Source organism: Bradyrhizobium sp. UFLA05-109 (genome assembly GCF_054185165.1).
Genome location: NZ_JBBIAR010000117.1, coordinates 1 through 17994 on the forward strand (window position 1 = coordinate 1; position 17994 = coordinate 17994).

The 17994-nt window shown below is 57.4% G+C and carries 14 protein-coding genes and 2 pseudogenes; 6 read left to right on the forward strand and 10 right to left on the reverse strand.

Annotation, left to right across the window (positions count from 1 at the left end; translation table 11 throughout):
• Nucleotides 1-369: 369 nt before the first annotated feature.
• A complete protein-coding gene (locus Q3C01_RS43275; protein WP_458151447.1) occupies nucleotides 370-651 on the forward strand; it encodes a transposase in 282 nt (93 codons plus the stop codon).
• 294 nt (nucleotides 652-945) lie between these two features.
• Here the strand turns inward: Q3C01_RS43275 and Q3C01_RS43280 are convergent, their stop codons facing one another.
• From Q3C01_RS43280 to Q3C01_RS43290, 3 genes are all read right to left on the reverse strand, one after another.
• The gene (locus tag Q3C01_RS43280) at nucleotides 946-1707 is read right to left on the reverse strand and encodes a class I SAM-dependent methyltransferase (protein WP_458151435.1); all 762 of its coding nucleotides are present in this window, start codon (nucleotides 1705-1707) and stop codon (nucleotides 946-948) included.
• 63 nt (nucleotides 1708-1770) lie between these two features.
• Complete coding sequence (gene ectB, locus Q3C01_RS43285) at nucleotides 1771-3027, reverse strand: diaminobutyrate--2-oxoglutarate transaminase (RefSeq protein WP_458151448.1); 1257 nt, start codon at nucleotides 3025-3027, stop codon at nucleotides 1771-1773.
• A 135-nt stretch (nucleotides 3028-3162) separates the two neighbouring features.
• The gene (locus Q3C01_RS43290) at nucleotides 3163-3564 is read right to left on the reverse strand and encodes a hypothetical protein (RefSeq protein WP_458151436.1); all 402 of its coding nucleotides are present in this window, start codon (nucleotides 3562-3564) and stop codon (nucleotides 3163-3165) included.
• Nucleotides 3565-3971: 407 nt separating this feature from the next.
• On the opposite strand from Q3C01_RS43290, the gene Q3C01_RS43295 reads away from it, so the two are divergent.
• From Q3C01_RS43295 to Q3C01_RS43305, 3 genes are read left to right on the forward strand one after another with little or no spacing between them, the layout of a single operon-like run.
• Nucleotides 3972-4346 (forward strand): IS66 family transposase, encoded by a 375-nt coding sequence (locus Q3C01_RS43295; RefSeq protein ID WP_458151437.1) that lies wholly within the window; start codon nucleotides 3972-3974, stop codon nucleotides 4344-4346.
• Entirely contained in the window at nucleotides 4276-4557 is a 282-nt protein-coding gene (locus Q3C01_RS43300) for an IS66 family transposase (RefSeq protein ID WP_458151438.1), read from the forward strand. The genes Q3C01_RS43295 and Q3C01_RS43300 overlap by 71 nt, the downstream gene beginning before the upstream one ends.
• Nucleotides 4533-4784, forward strand: a complete 252-nt coding sequence (locus Q3C01_RS43305) for an IS66 family transposase (RefSeq protein WP_458151439.1) — start codon at nucleotides 4533-4535, stop codon at nucleotides 4782-4784. The genes Q3C01_RS43300 and Q3C01_RS43305 overlap by 25 nt, the downstream gene beginning before the upstream one ends.
• Before the next feature lie 1060 nt (nucleotides 4785-5844).
• Here the strand turns inward: Q3C01_RS43305 and Q3C01_RS43310 are convergent.
• Nucleotides 5845-7193, reverse strand: a pseudogene (locus tag Q3C01_RS43310) (IS701 family transposase).
• Nucleotides 7194-7653: 460 nt separating this feature from the next.
• Here Q3C01_RS43310 and Q3C01_RS43315 point away from each other — a divergent pair.
• Entirely contained in the window at nucleotides 7654-8877 is a 1224-nt protein-coding gene (locus Q3C01_RS43315) for an ATP-grasp domain-containing protein (RefSeq protein WP_458151440.1), read from the forward strand.
• Nucleotides 8878-9164: 287 nt separating this feature from the next.
• On the opposite strand, the gene Q3C01_RS43320 is transcribed toward Q3C01_RS43315, so the two are convergent.
• The gene (locus Q3C01_RS43320) at nucleotides 9165-9389 is read right to left on the reverse strand and encodes a DDE-type integrase/transposase/recombinase (protein WP_458151441.1); all 225 of its coding nucleotides are present in this window, start codon (nucleotides 9387-9389) and stop codon (nucleotides 9165-9167) included.
• Between the two features lie 220 nt (nucleotides 9390-9609).
• On the opposite strand from Q3C01_RS43320, the gene Q3C01_RS43325 reads away from it, so the two are divergent.
• Complete coding sequence (locus tag Q3C01_RS43325; RefSeq protein ID WP_458151442.1) at nucleotides 9610-10953, forward strand: MATE family efflux transporter; 1344 nt, start codon at nucleotides 9610-9612, stop codon at nucleotides 10951-10953.
• Between the two features lie 1021 nt (nucleotides 10954-11974).
• On the opposite strand, the gene Q3C01_RS43330 is transcribed toward Q3C01_RS43325, so the two are convergent.
• From Q3C01_RS43330 to Q3C01_RS43350, 5 genes and pseudogenes are all read right to left on the reverse strand, one after another.
• On the reverse strand, nucleotides 11975-12166 hold the full coding sequence (locus Q3C01_RS43330) for a hypothetical protein (protein WP_458151443.1): 192 nt from the start codon (nucleotides 12164-12166) through the stop codon (nucleotides 11975-11977).
• Between the two features lie 23 nt (nucleotides 12167-12189).
• A pseudogene (locus Q3C01_RS43335) lies at nucleotides 12190-13016 on the reverse strand (IS5 family transposase); the annotation flags it as partial.
• A gap of 282 nt (nucleotides 13017-13298) precedes the next feature.
• A complete protein-coding gene (locus tag Q3C01_RS43340) occupies nucleotides 13299-13505 on the reverse strand; it encodes a hypothetical protein (RefSeq protein WP_458151444.1) in 207 nt (68 codons plus the stop codon).
• 175 nt (nucleotides 13506-13680) lie between these two features.
• Nucleotides 13681-15354, reverse strand: coding sequence for a hydantoinase B/oxoprolinase family protein (locus Q3C01_RS43345; protein ID WP_458151445.1), 1674 nt, complete (start codon nucleotides 15352-15354; stop codon nucleotides 13681-13683).
• Nucleotides 15351-17399, reverse strand: a complete 2049-nt coding sequence (locus tag Q3C01_RS43350; RefSeq protein ID WP_458151446.1) for a hydantoinase/oxoprolinase family protein — start codon at nucleotides 17397-17399, stop codon at nucleotides 15351-15353. Before Q3C01_RS43350 ends, Q3C01_RS43345 begins: the two co-directional genes overlap by 4 nt.
• Between the last annotated feature and the right edge of the window lie 595 nt (nucleotides 17400-17994).

The following is a 17994-nucleotide window of genomic DNA, read 5'->3' on the forward strand; positions in this document are numbered from 1 at the left end:
CCTCCCTACGTTCCCGTCCAGCGGCGGCATTCTCATCTTGATTGACGCTGCACTCTCACTTTGATCGCCGCGCCGCAGTCGAGCAACAGAGCGGCCTGATGCTTCATCGAGCGCGCCATCTCTTCATCCGCCAGCAGACTGCGGTCATCAATTCAATCCGCGCCTATCTTGCCGAGTTCGGGATCGTTGCCCCCGTCGGGCGCCGGGGTGTCGATGCTGGGGGTCGTCGCCGATACAGCCGACCGCCGGCTCCCGGAGGTGGCCCACGCTGTCTTGCGGCCCTCGGCTGGCAATTGCGGGCGCTGAAGCCCAAATCCTGGAGTTCGACCGACGCACTATCGTCTGGCATCAAGCGCGACGAGCAAACGGCTGGACGCGATCCCTGGCGTCGGGCCGGCGCTGGCGACAACGCTGGTCGCGAGCGTTGCCGATGCCAAGGCCTTCCGATCGGGGCGGGATTTCTCGGCCAGGGTTAGGCTCGTGCCGAAGCAGAACTCCAGCGGGGCAAGGACAAGCTTGGCAGTATCAGCAGCTTCGCGCTCACGATCTACTGCACCCGAAGACCGACGAAGCCGCATGGGCGGCATTCAAAAATCTCTCCGAAAGGGTCGCCGCAAGCCTGCCCGAGCGAGCTTGCGGCAAGCGAATTGAAGTCTGATTCCAAGGCGCCGCCCGTATCGGCCAGCAAATGCCGAAACGTTTGCCCTGCACCTGCCGAGATCAGCCGCCAGATTGCTCCCAGCACGCAAGCCCTCGCGAAAGGCGATCCTAAAAAGTCGGTCACTCCCTCGGCTGGACACCGCGCCACTCACTTGCGTACCGTACGCGAGAATACACCTGCGGCTCGTGCCGCGGTCTGCGGAGTGTGCCCGCGCAGCACCTCAATTACTTTTCGCTCGTGTATATTGTCATTCGAGCATTCCCATGGATGTTCATTCGGCTCTATTATTTGCGCGCCAGAACCACGAGGCGCCGACTATCGGATGTAACCGCTTCGCCTTCCTGCCCATAAGCTTCAACGGTCTCGAACCCCGCGCTTCGTAACATGCGAACATATTCCGAGAACCCATACTGTCTGAAAGAGAGATGTGTTCGTCTAACGCATCCATTGCGCACGATAATCCTTTCGCAGTTGCGACGATCAGTTAGAACATCGTGATTCATTATATCGATTCTTAAATCGTCGTCACGCTGCCAAACGTAACACATGGGCGACTCGCGGCGCACCAAGGCGTAGCGATTGATGTGATCGATTAGCAGACGTCCGCCCTTTCGAAGTGAAGAAGCGGCCTCACAAAGAACTCTCTCATTGTCAGCGTCATCGAAATAGCCGAATGTCGTGTACCACAGAAAGACCGCGTCAAATCGATCGCGCCAGGGAAGTGAGCGCATGTCGCCAAGAACATACTCAGCATCTACCCCGCGTTCAGCGGCATCCAACTCGGCTTTTTTTAGCAGGATCGGCGAGATATCAAGTCCGGCGACCCGCGCTCCTTTTTCTGCCAAGCGGTTGGTAATCCGCCCATAACCGCATCCAAGTTCAAGTACTGAGCTGCCTTTTGTAAGAGAAAGAAGCTCCCAAATTGCCCTCACTTGTCGGTCACTTGTGTCTGGCGGATTGACCACATCGCCAAAATGAAAGTAATCCTCGCTGAAGTATGATTCAGTCTCGGACGAGGAAAGGGGATTACTCATCTCGTCGGTCATGTGCTTCTCTCTCTCTCTCTCTCTCTCTCTCTTCACTTTCCGACCGTCGGGTTTCCGTTCAGTCTAGTTCGCAAGTTTCAGCGCTTCGGCGAACGATTCTTCGAATATGTCAAGTCCTTGATTTAGTGTCTCAGGGTCGATCGTGAGCGCAGGCAAGAATTTTAAGACCTGATCAATTGGTCCGCATCGTTCCACAATCAATCCCTTCTCAAATGCTTTGCGTGTCGTAGCCTCGGCGATTTCGGCCGTTTGGCAATCAAGTCCGAGTGCCATGCCACGCCCTCGAATCGCAAAGTTGCTTCCATGCTCGGATGCGATGGCCTCGAGCCGACGCCGCATATTTTCTCCTGTTTGTTGCACTCCCTGCGAGAAAGTTCGGCTACGCCAATAGGAATTCACGGCGGCGGTGGCGGACACGAGTGCGAGGTTATTTCCTCGAAACGTGCCTGTATGTTCTCCTGGCCGCCATACGTCGAGCTCCTCTTTGATCAACAGCATTGATAATGGTAGCCCGTATCCGCTGAGCGATTTTGACAGTGCGACAATGTCTGGCGATAAAGCTGCAAACTCGTAGCTGAAGAATTCGCCCGTGCGACCACAGCCCATCTGAATATCGTCGACTATAAAGAGAGCGCCAACATCTCTTGCTATTGCTTGGACTTTTTGCAACCATTCCTTGCCAGCTACATTTATGCCGCCCTCTCCCTGCACAGTTTCGACGAGGATGGCAGCTGGGTGATCGACACCGCTGCCCTCGTCCATCAATACCTTTCGCAGGTAGTCAGCAGTATCAACCGCTGGTCCAAGATAACCATCGTAGGGCATAAACGTTGCGCAAGACAAAGAAACGCCGCTGACTCTGCGATAAAGGCGGTTACTGCTCGCAGCAATCGCTCCCAAGCTCATGCCATGATATCCATGGGTGAACGAGATGACGTTTTGACGTCCCGTGATTTTGCGTGCGAGCTTTAAAGCCGCCTCAATAGCATTGGCACCCGTTGGCCCCGTAAATTGGAACCGATAGCGTGGACTCCGTTCCTGAAGTATGACAGAACTGAACGTTTCCATAAATTCAAGCTTTGCTGGCGTAGCCATGTCAAGCCCGTGGACCACGGCATCCGATGCTAGATACTCAATAACAGCAGCTTTGATGGCATGGTTGTTGTGGCCGTAATTCAACGCTCCGGCACCGGACAGGAAGTCAATGACTTTTCGTCCATCCTCCGTTAACATGATGGAGCCGCACCCTTGACTAAAGATAGCCGGGAAGGAACGAGAGTACGAGCGAACGCTTGATTCTAGAGTTTCGAAAACTTGCATGTTGCGCGACTTGCAAACCGCTCTATCCATGGCTGTCTCCTTCAAGTAAGTGATTCAAATGCGAGCACGCCATCTTGTATATCTCGCGAGAGCGGTGCGTTTCTCGCTTCGCCTCAACTTATGTTGCGCCACGTCTCAATGGCGTCCGTTCACGTACCTGAGAGCAGCAACCAGCGAACCTACCAATGTTAGCAGGGACCTCAACGAGTATGAACTGGATTTGATCCGAATTGGCGTGTCCAGGAAGCGATCAAGCTGGCGTTCGACAAAGTCGAGGAACCAGGCAGCGCGTGACAGCGGCTCAGCCGGCTCCAGGAGTACCGGCAGACCAGCGGCGATACGGTCTGGCGGCGACCGAGCTGCTCCGCCATCAGCGAGATACGCCTGCCCAAGCGCTGGCGCGGGCAGTGTAATAGCACCTCCACCAATGTCATCGAAGCTGTGCGCCAGCTGGTGCTGATCGCTAGCGACGATCTGATTGCCGGCCTGCTCAACAGCAACGGCTCCAAGACAGGCAACGGCAATCGCTGGAAGCACGAACGGTCAGCTCGATCAGTTGGAACTGTCGCATCCCCGTGTTCAAGCCCGCCGAGGACGGCATTGAGCCCTCGGTGAAACCTTAGCAACGCGGCAAAGCTCCTAAAGATTAGGCCCAAGACGCTCTGTCTAGCCACCGAACCGGGCGAGATCGAAGCCATCCATCCGCTCTCGGACGGCCCGTGGATCTTCGCTCGCGCATTGCTGATGATAGTGCCGCTCGATCTATCGCCGAACGGGCCGGCAAGGTGCGCAAGGAGGCGCGCCGCAAGTGTCGGCGCACTCGCGAAGCACCTGCCGCGCTGCGGGCAGGTGCTGGAGCCGGAGGCGACGCGCCGCCCGTGCTGTCAAGGTCAGCTCCACAAGATCGGCAAGGACGTCAGCGAGGTGCTGTCGGCATCCTGCGGGTGCTGCGCACGATCCATCCCAAATATGGCTGCCGCAACAACACCGATGGTGTGGTCCAAGCGAAAGTTGCTGCCGCACCTGATCGAGAGCGGCATGGCCCGACCGCAGTCGTGAGCCGCGTGGTGGTCTCGAAGTTCGCCTGGTATTTGTCGCTCTACCGACAGGTGCCAATTCTGGCCGGCCAAGGTGTCCGTCTCGACCGGGCAACGCTGGTCGGCCTGATGAAGCGCACGGCCTGGTGGCTCAGGAGCCTCTATGGGCTTCAGCTGCGCACGATCCAGGCCTCGCCGCGCGTGTTCTGCAATGAGACGCCAATGCCGGTGCTCGATCCTGACATCGCACCCGCATCTGCCAGTTCTAGACACATGCCATGATGACCGGGCATCGGGCGGCCCCGCTCCGCCGGCGGTCGCCTACGTGTTCGCTAACGGCCGCGGCACTGAGGAGATCGCCGGACAACTGAAGGGCTTTTCCGGTAATCTGCAGGTGGATCGTTATGCTACCTACAAGGCGCTTGCCCGCGCTCACGGCGGCGCGATGCAGCTTGTTTTGTCTCGGCCATGCTCGACGCGGTCTACAAGATGACCCAGTCGCCGTTTGCGCGCGAGATGATCGAACGCCTGCAGGCGGTCTACGCGAACGAAGCGGAGATCCGCAGCAACAGTGCCGAGCAGCGGCGGGCCGCCCGCCGCACCAGGAGCGCACTGTTGATGACGGCGCTCAAGGCGCGACTGACCGAGGTAGTCGGCCAGCTCTTCAGTCGAAGCTGGCGGAGGCCATCAAGTATGCGCTCGATAACTGAGATGGTCTGACGCCGTTTTTCCGCGATGGCCGTGTCGAGTCGACAGCGCCCGATTGCCGTGGGAAGACGCAACTCATTGTTCAGCGGCAGCGAAGGTGGCGCCGAGAGTGGGCGATCCTGGCGGCGATCGTGAACGCGCAAAGCTCCAGGAGCTCGATCCCCAGGCCTATCTGGCTGACGTGCTGGAGCGACATCGTCTCCGCGTGAGTCTACGTCGCCACAAAGCATCGTCTTCGATAGCCATTGCCGTAATGCCGCTTGGGGAGCTCGCGCGATGGCTCCAGGCTCGCGTCGATTAACGTCCTGGCGCCACCAGCCTCCCCACGCTGGACGGCTAAGTCGCCACGATCGGGGCCAGACCTGTGTCGATGAGCCGCTCGATTGGATCTGCCCGCTGCTCGCCATCGATGCCGACGCTTTCAACGACGGCGACTTCCTGGAGTTGGACGCGATCTCCGCCGTCGCGCTGCGTAATAACGAGATCAGCCAGATCCTTTCGGTCACGCCTAACCGGTTCGCCCCAACGCTCCGGCGTCAACTCAATAGCGAACTTGATCCGCTACTTAGCGTCAGGGATTATACGCCACGATTCGGCTCAGGCTGTCGGCGTGGGCGCCGTCGCTAGACGCCAGCAATGCTTCTACCTATTCTGCGGAAATGTCGCGATGATTAGGGCGGTCCACGGCTTGGTCTGCCTCGTACCGGCGGCGAGACCCGAGACTTTCTGCGCAAGCTCACCTTGATATTCCAACGGCCGTCGAGGTCTTGCGCCAGCACTGGATGCCGATCCGCTACGCTCGCGCCCGCTGATTAACACAGACGTGGGACCTCATGCCGGTTACAAAGGAATTGCAACGATCCGAACTGCCAAGCCCTATCTCTACCGCGCGCTCGCAATCGAGACCAACGATTAATAGGATTAAGCAACATCGCCGGGCATCGACGCGCTACGACAAAGTGCTGCCAACTACTCGGCCGTCGTACAACTTGCGTCAGTCAGGCTGTGGCGGCGCGTTAGTGAGTCCGCGTCCTAGCACTACTTTGGCAGAAGCTATTTGCGAAAGTGTTTTTCAAGGATTTGTTTTCGGCAGTATGGGCACCGCTGAGACGCGGCCGAAGGATGAGATCGACGATGGCGTGACGTACGGCGGGCATGGTTGGTTGAGGCGGAGGTCCGTTGATTCTTTTTTTTCCGCCCCGCGTGTGCGAGGCGACGATGCTGCAGGAAGGCGTAGGCAATCATTGTCATTAGGGCGTGGCGATGAAGACCCGGCCATGATCGCCCCTCGAAGTGATCAAGTCCAAGTTCCTCCTTCAATTGCTGATGCGCCTGCTCACAAATCCATCTTGCCTTGATGGTGGCGGCTAGTGTGCGCAGATCCGTCGCCGCGGGGAGATTGGCGAGATAGTATTTCTTCTCCCCTGAAGCACGTTGCTCGCCAATGAGCCAGGCTTCGTCGCCCGGGAGATGCTGCTGACCCTTATCCCAGATCCGCTGCGGAAGGCCGTCGGCGGTGCGGACACGGAGAGCAGCAAATCGAGCTTTCAGCCGCCCTTTCGTCCCGCTGCGCCAACTTATGGCTTTCCATTTGGCGCTGGCCAGCATTTGTTCTGCCGCAATCGATAAGATATCGGGCACGTGGTGCTTTCGTGGTTTCCCGCGGACTTTGGTAATCGGCCAAATGAGCTTCACATCGACCGGATACACCTTCAGATGCCGAGGGATGCCGACAGCCCAGGACAGCCCGCGCTCTGTTAACCCTTGTCGAAACGGTGCGCTAAGTCCGTATCCTGCATCCGCCAGCACACATCCAAAGCGCAGGTTGGCTGCCATGGCTCGGTCAATCTCGGCCAAAGCAATTTCCGGCTTGGACCGTGGCGTTTGGTGTTCGACTGGCACGCGAGCGCGCTTCAAACGAGACACGTCGCTTGTCCAACTGTCAGGCAGAAAGAGACGTAACGCGATCATCACTGGCACTTCGCCGCGCGCAAGCGTCAAAGACACCAGCGTTTGGCAATTTGCCGTTTTGCCGAGAGCCGACGCGTATTGAGCCGCAACACCAACCGAGCGTTCGCCCTTCTTCGGCAGTGAGGTGTCATCAATAACGAGCACCGCATCCCTGCCGCCGACAAGTCGGTCCGCCTGGTTGAGCAGCTCCGTCTCCAGCGGCGTCGCGTCCCAGACACCGTCCGCAATGAAATGGTGTAGCTGATCGTGGTTGCCCGAGGCAAGGCGCTCCGCCATCGGCTGAACGCTCTTGCGATCGCCAGGCCCAATCAGTCCCGCAACATACAGAGGACACATCCGCTGCCGAGTCTTATGGCCCAGCCGGTCCAGGAACGGCATCAGCCAGCGTTCAAGTTCGTCTTCCCATCCCGTCATGGTCAGCCCTCCAAGAGCCGACCACCCATGAATCATTGAAAAATTGATTCGGGAATCCTAAAAAGCACAGCAAAACCGACAATCTGCCAAAGTAGTGCTAGCCAAATCATCCATCTGATCTCTCACCCGCGTCCTTCTCGCGATGGGCAAACTGGGATTCTACGGCGGCGCTGTGCTCTAAACCGACGACCTTGTCCCGTGCACCTATCAGGGATGGTAGTATCGTCGCAAGTTATTAGCTGGTATTCACTAATAAGCCCGACCCAATAGCGATTGAAAAAAGTGGTGCATTCATGTCCCATGCACGAAGAGCCGGATCTCCTCCGTTAGTGCACACCACTCGCGACCGGTGAGAGATATGGTTCGGATCGCTTGAAACAGAATTTTGGTCTGCCGCCACCTGGTTTGACCTTTGTTCGCGTGCGAGCTGGTCCGGTTGCACCTGCCGCTCCACGCTTGGCCGCAGCACTGCATGCAACCTCGGAGTCACCCCTCAATGTCAAGAAGAGTTCTCATTCTGCTTGAAGGCGCAAGTAATGCTCGGCTCTACGTCCAAACGGCCCAGCGTCTTGGTCTGCATCCTGTCACTCTGTCGACTGATCCAGCCCGGTATGAGTATCTTGCGGCAGAAGGCTGCGAGGTAATCTGTGTCGACACAGCTAATATTGATGCCATGATACGCGAATGTTCCAGGTTACCTCCCGCGTTCGACATTGCCGGCATTACCAGTGCCCAAGAGTCCGCCTATGCGGCAGTCGGCAAGCTCTGCCTGTATTTCGATCTGCCGGGCCCGAACCCCGCCGCAATCGAACGCTGCTGTGACAAATTTGCTCAACGTCAGCTTCTGGTGGAGGCCGGCGTCCCAGTACCTGCTTATCGCTTAGCAGCGAACGCGACGGACGTAGAAAGCTCTGCTGCGGAGATCGGCCTACCGGTGATTGTCAAGCCAGCCGTAGGCATCGGCAGCATTGGTGTCCGATTGTGCCGGAATGTCGATGAGTTGGCCGAACACACAGCGTTTCTGCTGAGTGAGAAGTACATATGGCACTCTTCCCCAAGGATACTGGTCGAAGAATTCGCACAGGGCCCCCATTATACTGTTGAAATAATGGGAAATGAGGTCATCGGGATTGGCAACGCTGAGTTCGGCGACCCACCGCATTTCGTCTGCCGTGAGTACATCTATCCGGCTCTGCTGACTGATGACGAGCATAGAGGTATCGCCGATGCTTCGCTGAGTGGTTTGCAAGCACTGGGCCTTGTCTGGGGGCCGACGAACGTTGATATACGATGGACGACGCGCGGCCCTGTCGTGATTGAAATCAATCCGCGCCTTTGTGGTACACCCAACCCTAAACTTGTAAAGCTGGCCTACGGTGTTGATCTCGTCACTGAGCACATCAAGCTTGTGATCGGGGAGGAATGCAATTTGCGTAGCAGCCATTCACAGACTGCGGGCGCGCGGATCTTAGTTCCTGATCGCGACGGCATCCTCGACGCCATTGATGGTGAAGGCCGGGCGGCTTCCGTACCAGGTGTCACAGAGGTCAAGCTTTCTATTGAACCAAAAACCCCGATCGTCAGGAAGGGCGATTGCCGAGACAGGATCGGATATGTCATCGGCGCTTCGCCTAACCTTGCTCGGACCAGGGCGATACTTCAACGTGCCGCAGAATTCATTGATTGGTCCATCACACCATTTCCGGCCGTGGGCGAATAGGAACAATCTGCGACCCTTACCTCCTCTCACCGGCGCGGCTGGTGTCAGTTAGAGGTGATCGCTGCCGAACATTGGTGCAATTAAGAGCAAGAAAGAGCTTGGCTTTGTTGCAAAGAGCTGACTTGGGGCGTAGGGGAGCATGGACACGCTGCGGATTAGACGGCGATTTGCTTGGCGAGAGAGAAATTCGGATTGAAGGCTCGGTCTACCTCCCTTGCTATAGATCATCATCTCCATTCTACGAGAATAGCACCGTCTCTGGCGAAGGACTTGAAGCCGAGCATCGGTTACAGTCGACGCGTGATACGCCGATGTTCCGGGCCGTCCATAGGCTTCAGCACTCCCCTGAAGAGGCGCTTCGCTGTCATCGAATCACGGCGTTCAGCGAGCCAGAACTCGACCGTATCGCCGACGCTGTCCTTGGCGACATAGAAATGCTTCCACTGGCGAAGAGCCTTGAAACAGGGCTCGTCGATAGGCCACAACGTTCCATCAACGAGGGCTAGAAGCAAACTGCCCGCTGATAGATGATGGTGTCATCGACCGAATGCCGGCTCGGCCATCATCCGTTACAAATGCCGGAGCCAGAGATTGCGTGTCAAATACCGGCGCGCGCGAAGCGGTGTGAGAGCACGGTTAAATGCGGCGCCTTGAACATCGCAACCTTCAAATTTCGTCCAGGTACTCCGTGCCATACCATCGGTAATGAAAATGTCGCAACTAGGAGCCGACGTGCAACGGAAAGCGCCGATCCTGCACTCCAGACCATTCCAGGTCACCAATCGACAGGTCCTGGCGATGGCCATCCCGATGACGCTCGCATACCTTACGACGCCGCTGCTCGGCGTTGTCCATACGGCCGTGGTGGGCCGATTCGGCGATGCCGCATTGCTTGGAGGTCTTGCAGCCGGGGCGGTTATCTTCGACGTCGTCTTTGTGACCTTCAATTTCCTAAGTTCCGGTACGACCGGTCTCGTCGCCCAGGCTTTCGGGCGCGGCGATGCAGTGGAAGAGAGAGCGGTATTTTGGCGGGCATTTGTCATCGCCGCTGTCTCCGGCCTGGCCCTGATTCTGCTTTCGCCGCTTATTGCCCTGATCGGCGAATGGTTCCTTAACGCGGATCGACCGGTGACCGCCGCGATGGATCTCTACATCCGCATCCGCCTCATCTCGACGCCTGCCGCCCTGATCAACTATGCAATTCTCGGCTATTTTCTGGGACGCGGCAATGCGGGCCTCGGGCTTTTCCTTCAACTTCTCCTCAACGGGATGAATATCGCTTTCTCGATCTTTCTGGGGCTTTATCTCGGCTGGGGCGTTGCAGGCGTCGCTTGGGGAACCCTGTGTGGCCACGCCGCGGCCATGATCGCCGGCATGATGATCCTCTTCGAACGCTTCCGCGCCATGCCGAAAATGTCGCGCCAGCATACGTTCAATGTGGTGGCCCTGGGGCGAATGCTTCACCTCAACGGCGACATCATGATCCGTTCCTTCGTGCTCATGGGAGCATATATCCTGTTCACTCGGCAGGGCGCCCAACTTGGCACGTTGACCCTCGCCGCCAACGCGGTGCTGCTGCATTTCTTTCTGGTCTCGGGCTATTTCCTCGACGGGTTCGCGGCGGCCGCCCAGCAACTCGCCGGTCGTGCCATTGGCGCCCGCGATCAGTCGGCTTTCTTGCGCGCCGTCAGGCTGACCGCAGGTTGGGGATTCGCGGTTGCGGGCTTTGCGAGCGTCTTGATTTTCGTATTCGGCGAACAGCTTGTCGGCTCCTTAACAAGAACTGCGGACGTGCGTGCGGAGGCGCTCTTTTATCTTCCATGGGCGGCCTTCGGGGCCTTGAGCGGCGTGCTTGCCTTCCAGATGAACGGCGTCTTCATGGGGGCCACTTGGTCGAGCGACATGCGCAACACGATGCTCATATCTTTCGCAGCCTTCACCGCTGCGTTGTTCGCGCTTGGGCAGATGTTCGGTAACCACGGACTTTGGGCCGCGCTGCACATCTTTCTGCTCGTGCGCGGGATTAGCCTCCTATCAGTCATGCGCCGCCGTGTGCGCTCCGCCTTCGCTGAATGATTGTCGACCGGCTCCCTCACGAGACGTTGTTCTGTTGCAAGGAGCTGAACTGGGGCGCATGGAGGATCTGTAGCTGTGAATCCGGTGACGAGATAGAAAATTGCTGGGCATGGATTCGACTCGAAGACGTACCTTACCTGCGGCTTACACATCATATCGACAATCCCGATCCCTTCGAGAACGTCACAGGCTTGCGGCTGGACTTCAAGCCGAGCATCGGCCACTCTCGGCGCCTGATATGCTGAGGGTCCAGCTCGCGAGGTGCGGCAACCGCGCGACGCGTGCTTTCGTAGACCGCACACTTGCCGCGCTCGTCGCCCAAGCATTCAGCCAGGCCAATTGTCCACGCGCGTGAGTATCACCCAGGCGGATTTATGGAGCGCGCGATAGTATCTCAACGCGGTATCGAAGTTCAGCCGGTATTTTGGCCGGTCGTCCGACTGTTTTGGGCTTGGCGGATGTCCACACAATCCAGATTCATCTGGTGGCGACCGGCATATCAAGGACCGCGCTCAACTAGATCGTCTGTGCTTTGCCGTTTTTTCTTCTCTGTCGATCGGCCACTGCACGATCCGGGAGCGCATCGCCTGTGCGCGAGAGCCGCGCAAGCTGCCGGTCGTGCTAAGTCCCGGCTGTTTCGCAGTCACGATGGCGAGCCGCTGCTTGAGCCCACTGGGCTGCACGCCGCCTGCCGATCAGCCCGTATCGCGGCCGCTTTCAGTAAGCAGGTGACGGTGCACACGCTGCAGCACAGTTTTGCCCCCCATCTTTTGCAGAACGGCGCCGATATCCGCCCGGAGAGGTTAGCTCGTGGGGGCGTATGGATGAAAGACCTTGGCTGAAGGCAGTGGGTGGCGTTTCAGGATTTCGTTGAAGCGGGCGCATCGGACCGTGCCTTGACGATCTCGCAGAGACAACCACTTGCGCCATCGGAAAACGCTCTAGCTACCTACCAGGCTGTTGAAGAAGTAGCCAATCGGCGGGCGATAAAGGGAATGTCGTCGCCGCCTTCGAGGCATATCTAACCTTCAGGTGAGCCATCGGCGAGTTCTTCTGCCCAACCACAGCCTCTTGCGGGCTCCATCTCGTCGCTGCCGTCGAACTCGACAGCATCGTTTTGCCCCGTGAGGCAATCCAGGGCGAACTCGCCGCCTTCGTTTGTCAACATAAAGTAAGATCCCGCCCCAGCCATGTCGTGATCGGGCGTTTCCACGACACGCCTTTTGCCCCGTGCGCTCATAGCTGCACCGCCAACAGCTTGGGCAGGCGGATAAGATTGTAGGCCGCAAGCGCCAACGTAAAGGCGGCGTCCACGCGCTCGCGCCTCGGCAGCTTTACCTTGGCCAGACCGGCGGAACTCTTGATCCACCCGAACACCTCCTCAATCCATTTGCGGCAGCGTTGGCTGACCTCGTAGCCGGCATGGCGGGTGGTGCGGTCGTCGACCGCCGCCTTGCGCGGGATGCCGGTCTTGCTGGGTGTCCGTCCATCGCGATATACGGCGTCACCGATCGTTCTCTCAAGTCGTGCACGAACTGCGTAACGTCATAGGGCTCGTCTGCGCCGAGCGTGATCTGCCGGCCTCTGCGATGGCGGCTATCAATCAACGCCAGCACCGTCTCTCGTTCGGCGGTGCCGGCCGCCTAGCTGACGATGCGCCGACCGCCAGGCCATGGTCGTTCTCCACCGGAGCATACCCCTGTAGCAGAGCTTGGCCGGCTGCCCGTCTTTGGTGCGTCTCGTTTGAACGATTCTCCTTGTGGAAACTGCGCCTCTGCGTTGCGTCCCGGACCCTCACTGTCGTTGTCGCCTTCATCCTTTCTGCGGAGCTCTTGATCGAAGCCCATGCTTCGATCAGCGTGCCGTCCACCGGGAAGTGTGATCCGTCGACAACAGCCACTTCACTTTCGGCTGAGTCAGTACCGCCGAAAGGAACTTAACGGCGATCTCACCCTCTAACAGCCGGTCGCGGTTCTTGGAAAACGTCGAGTGATTCCACACCTTTTGTCCACGCCCAGACCGACAAACCAGGGGAATAACAGGTCGAACGCTGGCCGCTCCATCCAATCGTCGTTTCGTGCGGCGCGGCGATCAAAGTGAGAGTGCAGCGTCAATCAAGATGAGAACGCCGCTGGGCGGGAACGTAGGGAGGGCGTAGCCCGACCGGAGTTTCCGTCCACCGCCGCCGACGCCCCACTCCGACCTGGATATCCACTCGGCCCCGCGGCTCCGAAGCGTCAAATATACGGTCAAGCATATATGCGAACTCAACTTGTCGGCTCTTATTTTGCCGATCAGCTCACGCCCGACAAAGTGCGGGAACGCACCGCTTACCTCGGCCCCCGTTATACTTGACGAGCGATCGCCTGCAGGAAGCCGACCATCTCGCGCGCAATGGAAGTGGTGACAATCACCTTGGGTTTGCCGGCCGCCCGACACAAGCAGCGATAGTGCGCGCACAGCCTGGGCTGGGCCTTCCAGGCGATGTCGCGGATAGCTTGAGGCAGGCGCTCGTTACGGTCATGGAGCTTGCGACTGATGCGGGCCTGCATGAGATAGGCCCCTCGATCAGAGCTCGCCTGCGGGACGCGCCGCCCCTCACCTCAGAGGGCGAACATAGGGTCTAGGTCAGGCCATGGCGCCACCCGAGAACCAGTGTTTACGGTCAACGAAGCACGGCTTTCTGGACGACGCGTCGGCTGGCATCTGTCCCGGAGAGGCATTTAGCTACAAATAGTTAAGGGCAATGTAAGTGCGACTGAACTTGCCACTTTCAGCATCTTTCCGCAGCATTTCCGCGAGTCTTTCCTTTGGCTGACCGAAACCTCCGGCACCGGGTGTTGAAACGCTTATCGCCTGATGCTCCCAAAGTGGCCGAGTAGGAATCTTACCCGGCAGTTCGATTTCGCCGGAGCGATCGTCAAGAATCTTAAATTCTCCAGGTAAGCCAGGCTTGCCTCCGAAGACGCCCCATGGCGCGTGGCTGAAGCGCTCACCCACGGCATTAAAAGTTGCCGTATGACCGATCGGTCGAATAACTCGGCGTAGCCCCAGTCCGCCTCGATGGCGCCCGGCTCCGCCACTGTCAACGCGGAAGGCGTATTCTTCAACCATCAGGGGGTACTCCTGCTCCAAGGCCTCAATTGGGGAGTTCGATGTATTCGTCATGTGCACCTGGACGCCATCAGTCCCATCACCACTCGGGCGGCCACCGAATCCACCCCCAATTGTTTCAAAATAGATGTAGGGCCTTTGGGTCCGCGGGTCCACTCCCGCTATCGCGAGGCTCGTATTGGATCCGTTTGCTGCTGCGACGATACGGTCCGGCAGTGCCGGGGCGAGCGCGCCCATGACAACATCAGTCACACGCTGGCAAGTGTGGTTGCGAGCGGCAACGGCCGCCGGAAATACGGCGCTGCCGATGGTTCCATCCTCGATAATCAACGTGAAAGCGCTCTGAGTGCCGTGGTTGTTCGGAATGTTTGGATCGAGTAGGGCCTTTAACACATACGCCACCGCTGCCACGGTTGCATTTCTGGGGGTATTGATGTTTCCTTCCACCTGCGGGCTCGTGCCAGCAAAATCCAGCTCCATGTTGTCGCCCTTCACGTCTATTCGTACCCTAATTGGTATATTATTGGTGCCGACCCCATCATTGTCCAACACGTCCGCAAACGTATAAGTACCGTCTGGAATCATCCCGATCGCCAATTTCATGCGGCTGTGCGTCCGTTCGATGATTTCATCGAAGGCGGCCAGCGTGAGTTCGACAGAGTACAACGCCAAATGCTCTTTCATGCGGCGACTGCCAAGCTTGCACGCGGCAATTTGGGCAAAGTAGTCACCACGACGTTCTTCTGGGACACGCACGTTCAACAGGATGAGATCCATCAAAGCTTGATTGAGATCGCCGCGCTGGAAAAGCTTGACGAGCGGAATTCGCAGACCTTCTTGAAAAATTTCGGTCATGCAGCCATCCATGCTACCGGGAGTCATCCCCCCTATGTCGGCATGATGCGCCAGATTGCAGATGAAGCAGATGGGCTTACCGTGCTCGAACACCGGCATCATAAGGTTCACGTCGGGAAGATGACTGCCTCCTGCGGCGTGAGGGTCGTTGGAGATGAAGATATCCCCATCATGGATATCCTCCAATGGTACGGTTTTCAGCAGCATTTCCATTGTCGAGGCCATCGAGCCAAGATGAGTTGGATATGAACCTTCGGCTTGCGCGACGATCCGGCCCCGCATGTCCACGATCGTTGTCGAGTGATCGTGCCTTTCCTTGATGTTGGTCGAATAGGCACTTCTTTTTAGTGCAACGTATGCTTCGTCCGTGATGGACTTTAGTCCATTGTGGATCAGCTCAAGTTTGATTGGATCAAGTGCGGCGCTGCTCATTTAGTCACCTCGATCAACATGGAGCCGGTCTCATCGATCCCGACTGCGTCTCCTGGAAATACGATTGTGGTTGCGTCTAGCTGTTCGACGACTGCTGGTCCCGTGAACGTCATTCCAGGACGCAACTTGTCTCGGTAATAGACCGGCGTCGGCACCGCCGCATCTGGATCGAAATAGACGTCCCGCGTCTCGTCTGGAATTGGCGCGGAAGTTTTCGTTTGCCGTACTTTCTTCACTTCAAAATTGTACAGCTTGACTCTTTGAACGACGCGAACATTGACGATTTCGACCGGATCATTGGGATTGTAGAAGCCATAATTACGATCGTGCGCGGCGAAGAACTTTCGACGGAGATTATCGATCGCTGTCGTTGCGCAAGAATCGGTTAGCGGAATCGATAATTCGAAGTTCTGGCCTTGATAGCGCATGTCGATAGTGACTGAAAGGTTAAGCTTGGCATTTTGCGGAATGTATTCAGACTCTAGCCATCGAGCGGCTTCCTGGCGAAGGTCGCCGAGGCTTTGGAAGAGCTTGGTATGAGCGTCAGGTTCATTCAAGGGAATACGCACTGTACGAACAAAGCGCTCTAGTAAATCCGAAACGACAAGACCTTGAGCGCATAGAATGCCCGGATTCGAGGGAACGAGGATTTCCTTCATTCCTAGCGCACGTGCCACTTCGGATCCATGCAGAGGACCGGCCCCACCGAATGCCAGTAAGGTATACTCTCGGGCATCAAGGCCGCGCTCCACGGAGATACCGCGCACCGCGCGCACCATGTTTGCGACGACGATGCTCAGCACTCCATGTGCGGTTCGCGTTTCACTTAACCCAAGCTTCTCGGCAAGAGGCTTGATCGCGACCTGCGATAGACTGAGATCCAATGGCATCTGACCATTCAACAAGCCTCGCGAAGATAAGCGCCCCAAGAGCAAATTGGCGTCTGAGACGGTCGGTTTGGTACCTCCGCGCCTATAGCAGGCTGGCCCGGGATAAGAACCGGCACTTTCCGGACCAACTTTCATCAGACCGTCGCGATCGAGCCACGCAATTGAGCCTCCACCTGCCCCAACCGAATCAATGTCGATAGAGGGTAGTCGCACGGGAAAGTCCTCGATTGCTCGATCGAGGCTGATGTCAAACTTGTAGTCTCGGATAAGGGCAACATCCGCGCTGGTTCCACCCATATCTAGCGTAATGACCTTTGAGCGGCTCGCCTGGCGTGCAATTTCGATTGCGCCAACCACGCCGGCTGCCGGTCCAGACAGAGCCGTTCTTATTGGGAAGATCTTTGCTCGAGCGACCGACATAAGACCGCCACTCGACTGATTCACGCCAAGCCGCGCGTTCGGAAACGTTTCCGCGACTTCCTTGTCAAGACTCTTCATGTACTCTGTCATCACAGGAAGCAGATAAGCGTTGAGCACAGTGGTCGAAAAGCGCTCGTACTCGCGAAACTCGGGTTGCACATCCGAGGATACTGACAGCCTCAGATAGGGAAGCCGCTTCGCGATTTCAGTAGCAACTATCTGCTCATGCTCTGGATTTTTATAGGCAAACAATAGGCATATCGAACACGCATCATAATTCCCATGTTCGATAAGGTCTATTACTTCGGAAAGCTCGCTGCGATCGAGAGATTTAACGACGGCGCCATCGAACCGAATGCGCTCCGTGACCTCGAACCTGTCTTTCCGTTGGACCAGCGGGGCGGGGTAATCTTCATACAAGCCGTAGTACTTCGGCCTTGCTTGACGTGCAATTTCGATGACATCCCTAAAGCCCTTGGTCGTTACCATGCACACCTTGCCACCGCGCCGCTGTATGATCGCGTTGGTTGCCACGGTTGTACCGTGACCAAACCTGACGACATCCGATGTGGAAATCCCGACATTGCTGCACAGTTCCTTAGCGCCGTCGACGATAGCGCGAGCTGGATTGGCAGGTGTGGAAGGCGTCTTGTGAATGAAAACACGCCCCGTCTCTTCTAAGGCAAACAAGTCAGTGAACGTGCCACCGACATCTACCCCTATCGTGTATCTCATTCCATATTCCCCATAGACTGAAGCTACATGCCATCGAGCGTCTTCATCAAGACAGTCGCGGTCACGCGACAAATAAACAGTTTGCAAGCGCGTCGGTCTGCCCCGGCGGCGAGGACAGCGTTGGCGTCCCTCTTCTCGCCATCGAACACGACACCGAGTCCGGCGGTTCGGCTCCGGTTGCGAGAAGATCACTGCAGGCAAAGGCTCGAAGCCGTCGACTGCGATATTCTGTCCACCCGGGTTAGGTATTCAATTGGCAGCGGCATTTGCCAACTTAACCGCATTCGGCACCGCACTTAGTAATGCCGTAGGCGGCACACGGGTCATCTAAGCTTCTGCCGACTAACCCAAGAGCACGAGGTCGCTCGAAGCAAGCACTCTGCCGACTCCCGGAGCGGGCGGGAAACGATTTGGTAGCATACTTGCACTCACGCGGCACCTGGTGGCCGCCGCACCCGGGATTGAGGAAACCAATCGTATTCAAGGCCGTGTGCGCTCGCAGGTCGACCGCTGAACTGGAGCTTCTGCTCTTGGAGCTTGCGGCGACACCGGTTCAATCGACTGTCGAATTCGTAGCGGGTGAAATGAAGTCCCA

Excerpts from the sequence above, each read along its gene's own strand:
- Q3C01_RS43315 (WP_458151440.1), top strand. The coding sequence starts at position 7,654 with ATGTCAAGAAGAGTTCTCATTCTGCTTGAAGGCGCAAGTAATGCTCGG.
- Q3C01_RS43340 (WP_458151444.1), bottom strand. The coding sequence starts at position 13,505 with ATGCAGGCCCGCATCAGTCGCAAGCTCCATGACCGTAACGAGCGCCTG.
- Q3C01_RS43350 (WP_458151446.1), bottom strand. The coding sequence starts at position 17,399 with ATGAGATACACGATAGGGGTAGATGTCGGTGGCACGTTCACTGACTTG.
- Q3C01_RS43280 (WP_458151435.1), bottom strand. The coding sequence starts at position 1,707 with ATGACCGACGAGATGAGTAATCCCCTTTCCTCGTCCGAGACTGAATCA.
- Q3C01_RS43305 (WP_458151439.1), top strand. The coding sequence starts at position 4,533 with ATGCTCGACGCGGTCTACAAGATGACCCAGTCGCCGTTTGCGCGCGAG.
- Q3C01_RS43300 (WP_458151438.1), top strand. The coding sequence starts at position 4,276 with ATGAGACGCCAATGCCGGTGCTCGATCCTGACATCGCACCCGCATCTG.
- ectB (WP_458151448.1), bottom strand. The coding sequence starts at position 3,027 with ATGCAAGTTTTCGAAACTCTAGAATCAAGCGTTCGCTCGTACTCTCGT.
- Q3C01_RS43345 (WP_458151445.1), bottom strand. The coding sequence starts at position 15,354 with ATGAGCAGCGCCGCACTTGATCCAATCAAACTTGAGCTGATCCACAAT.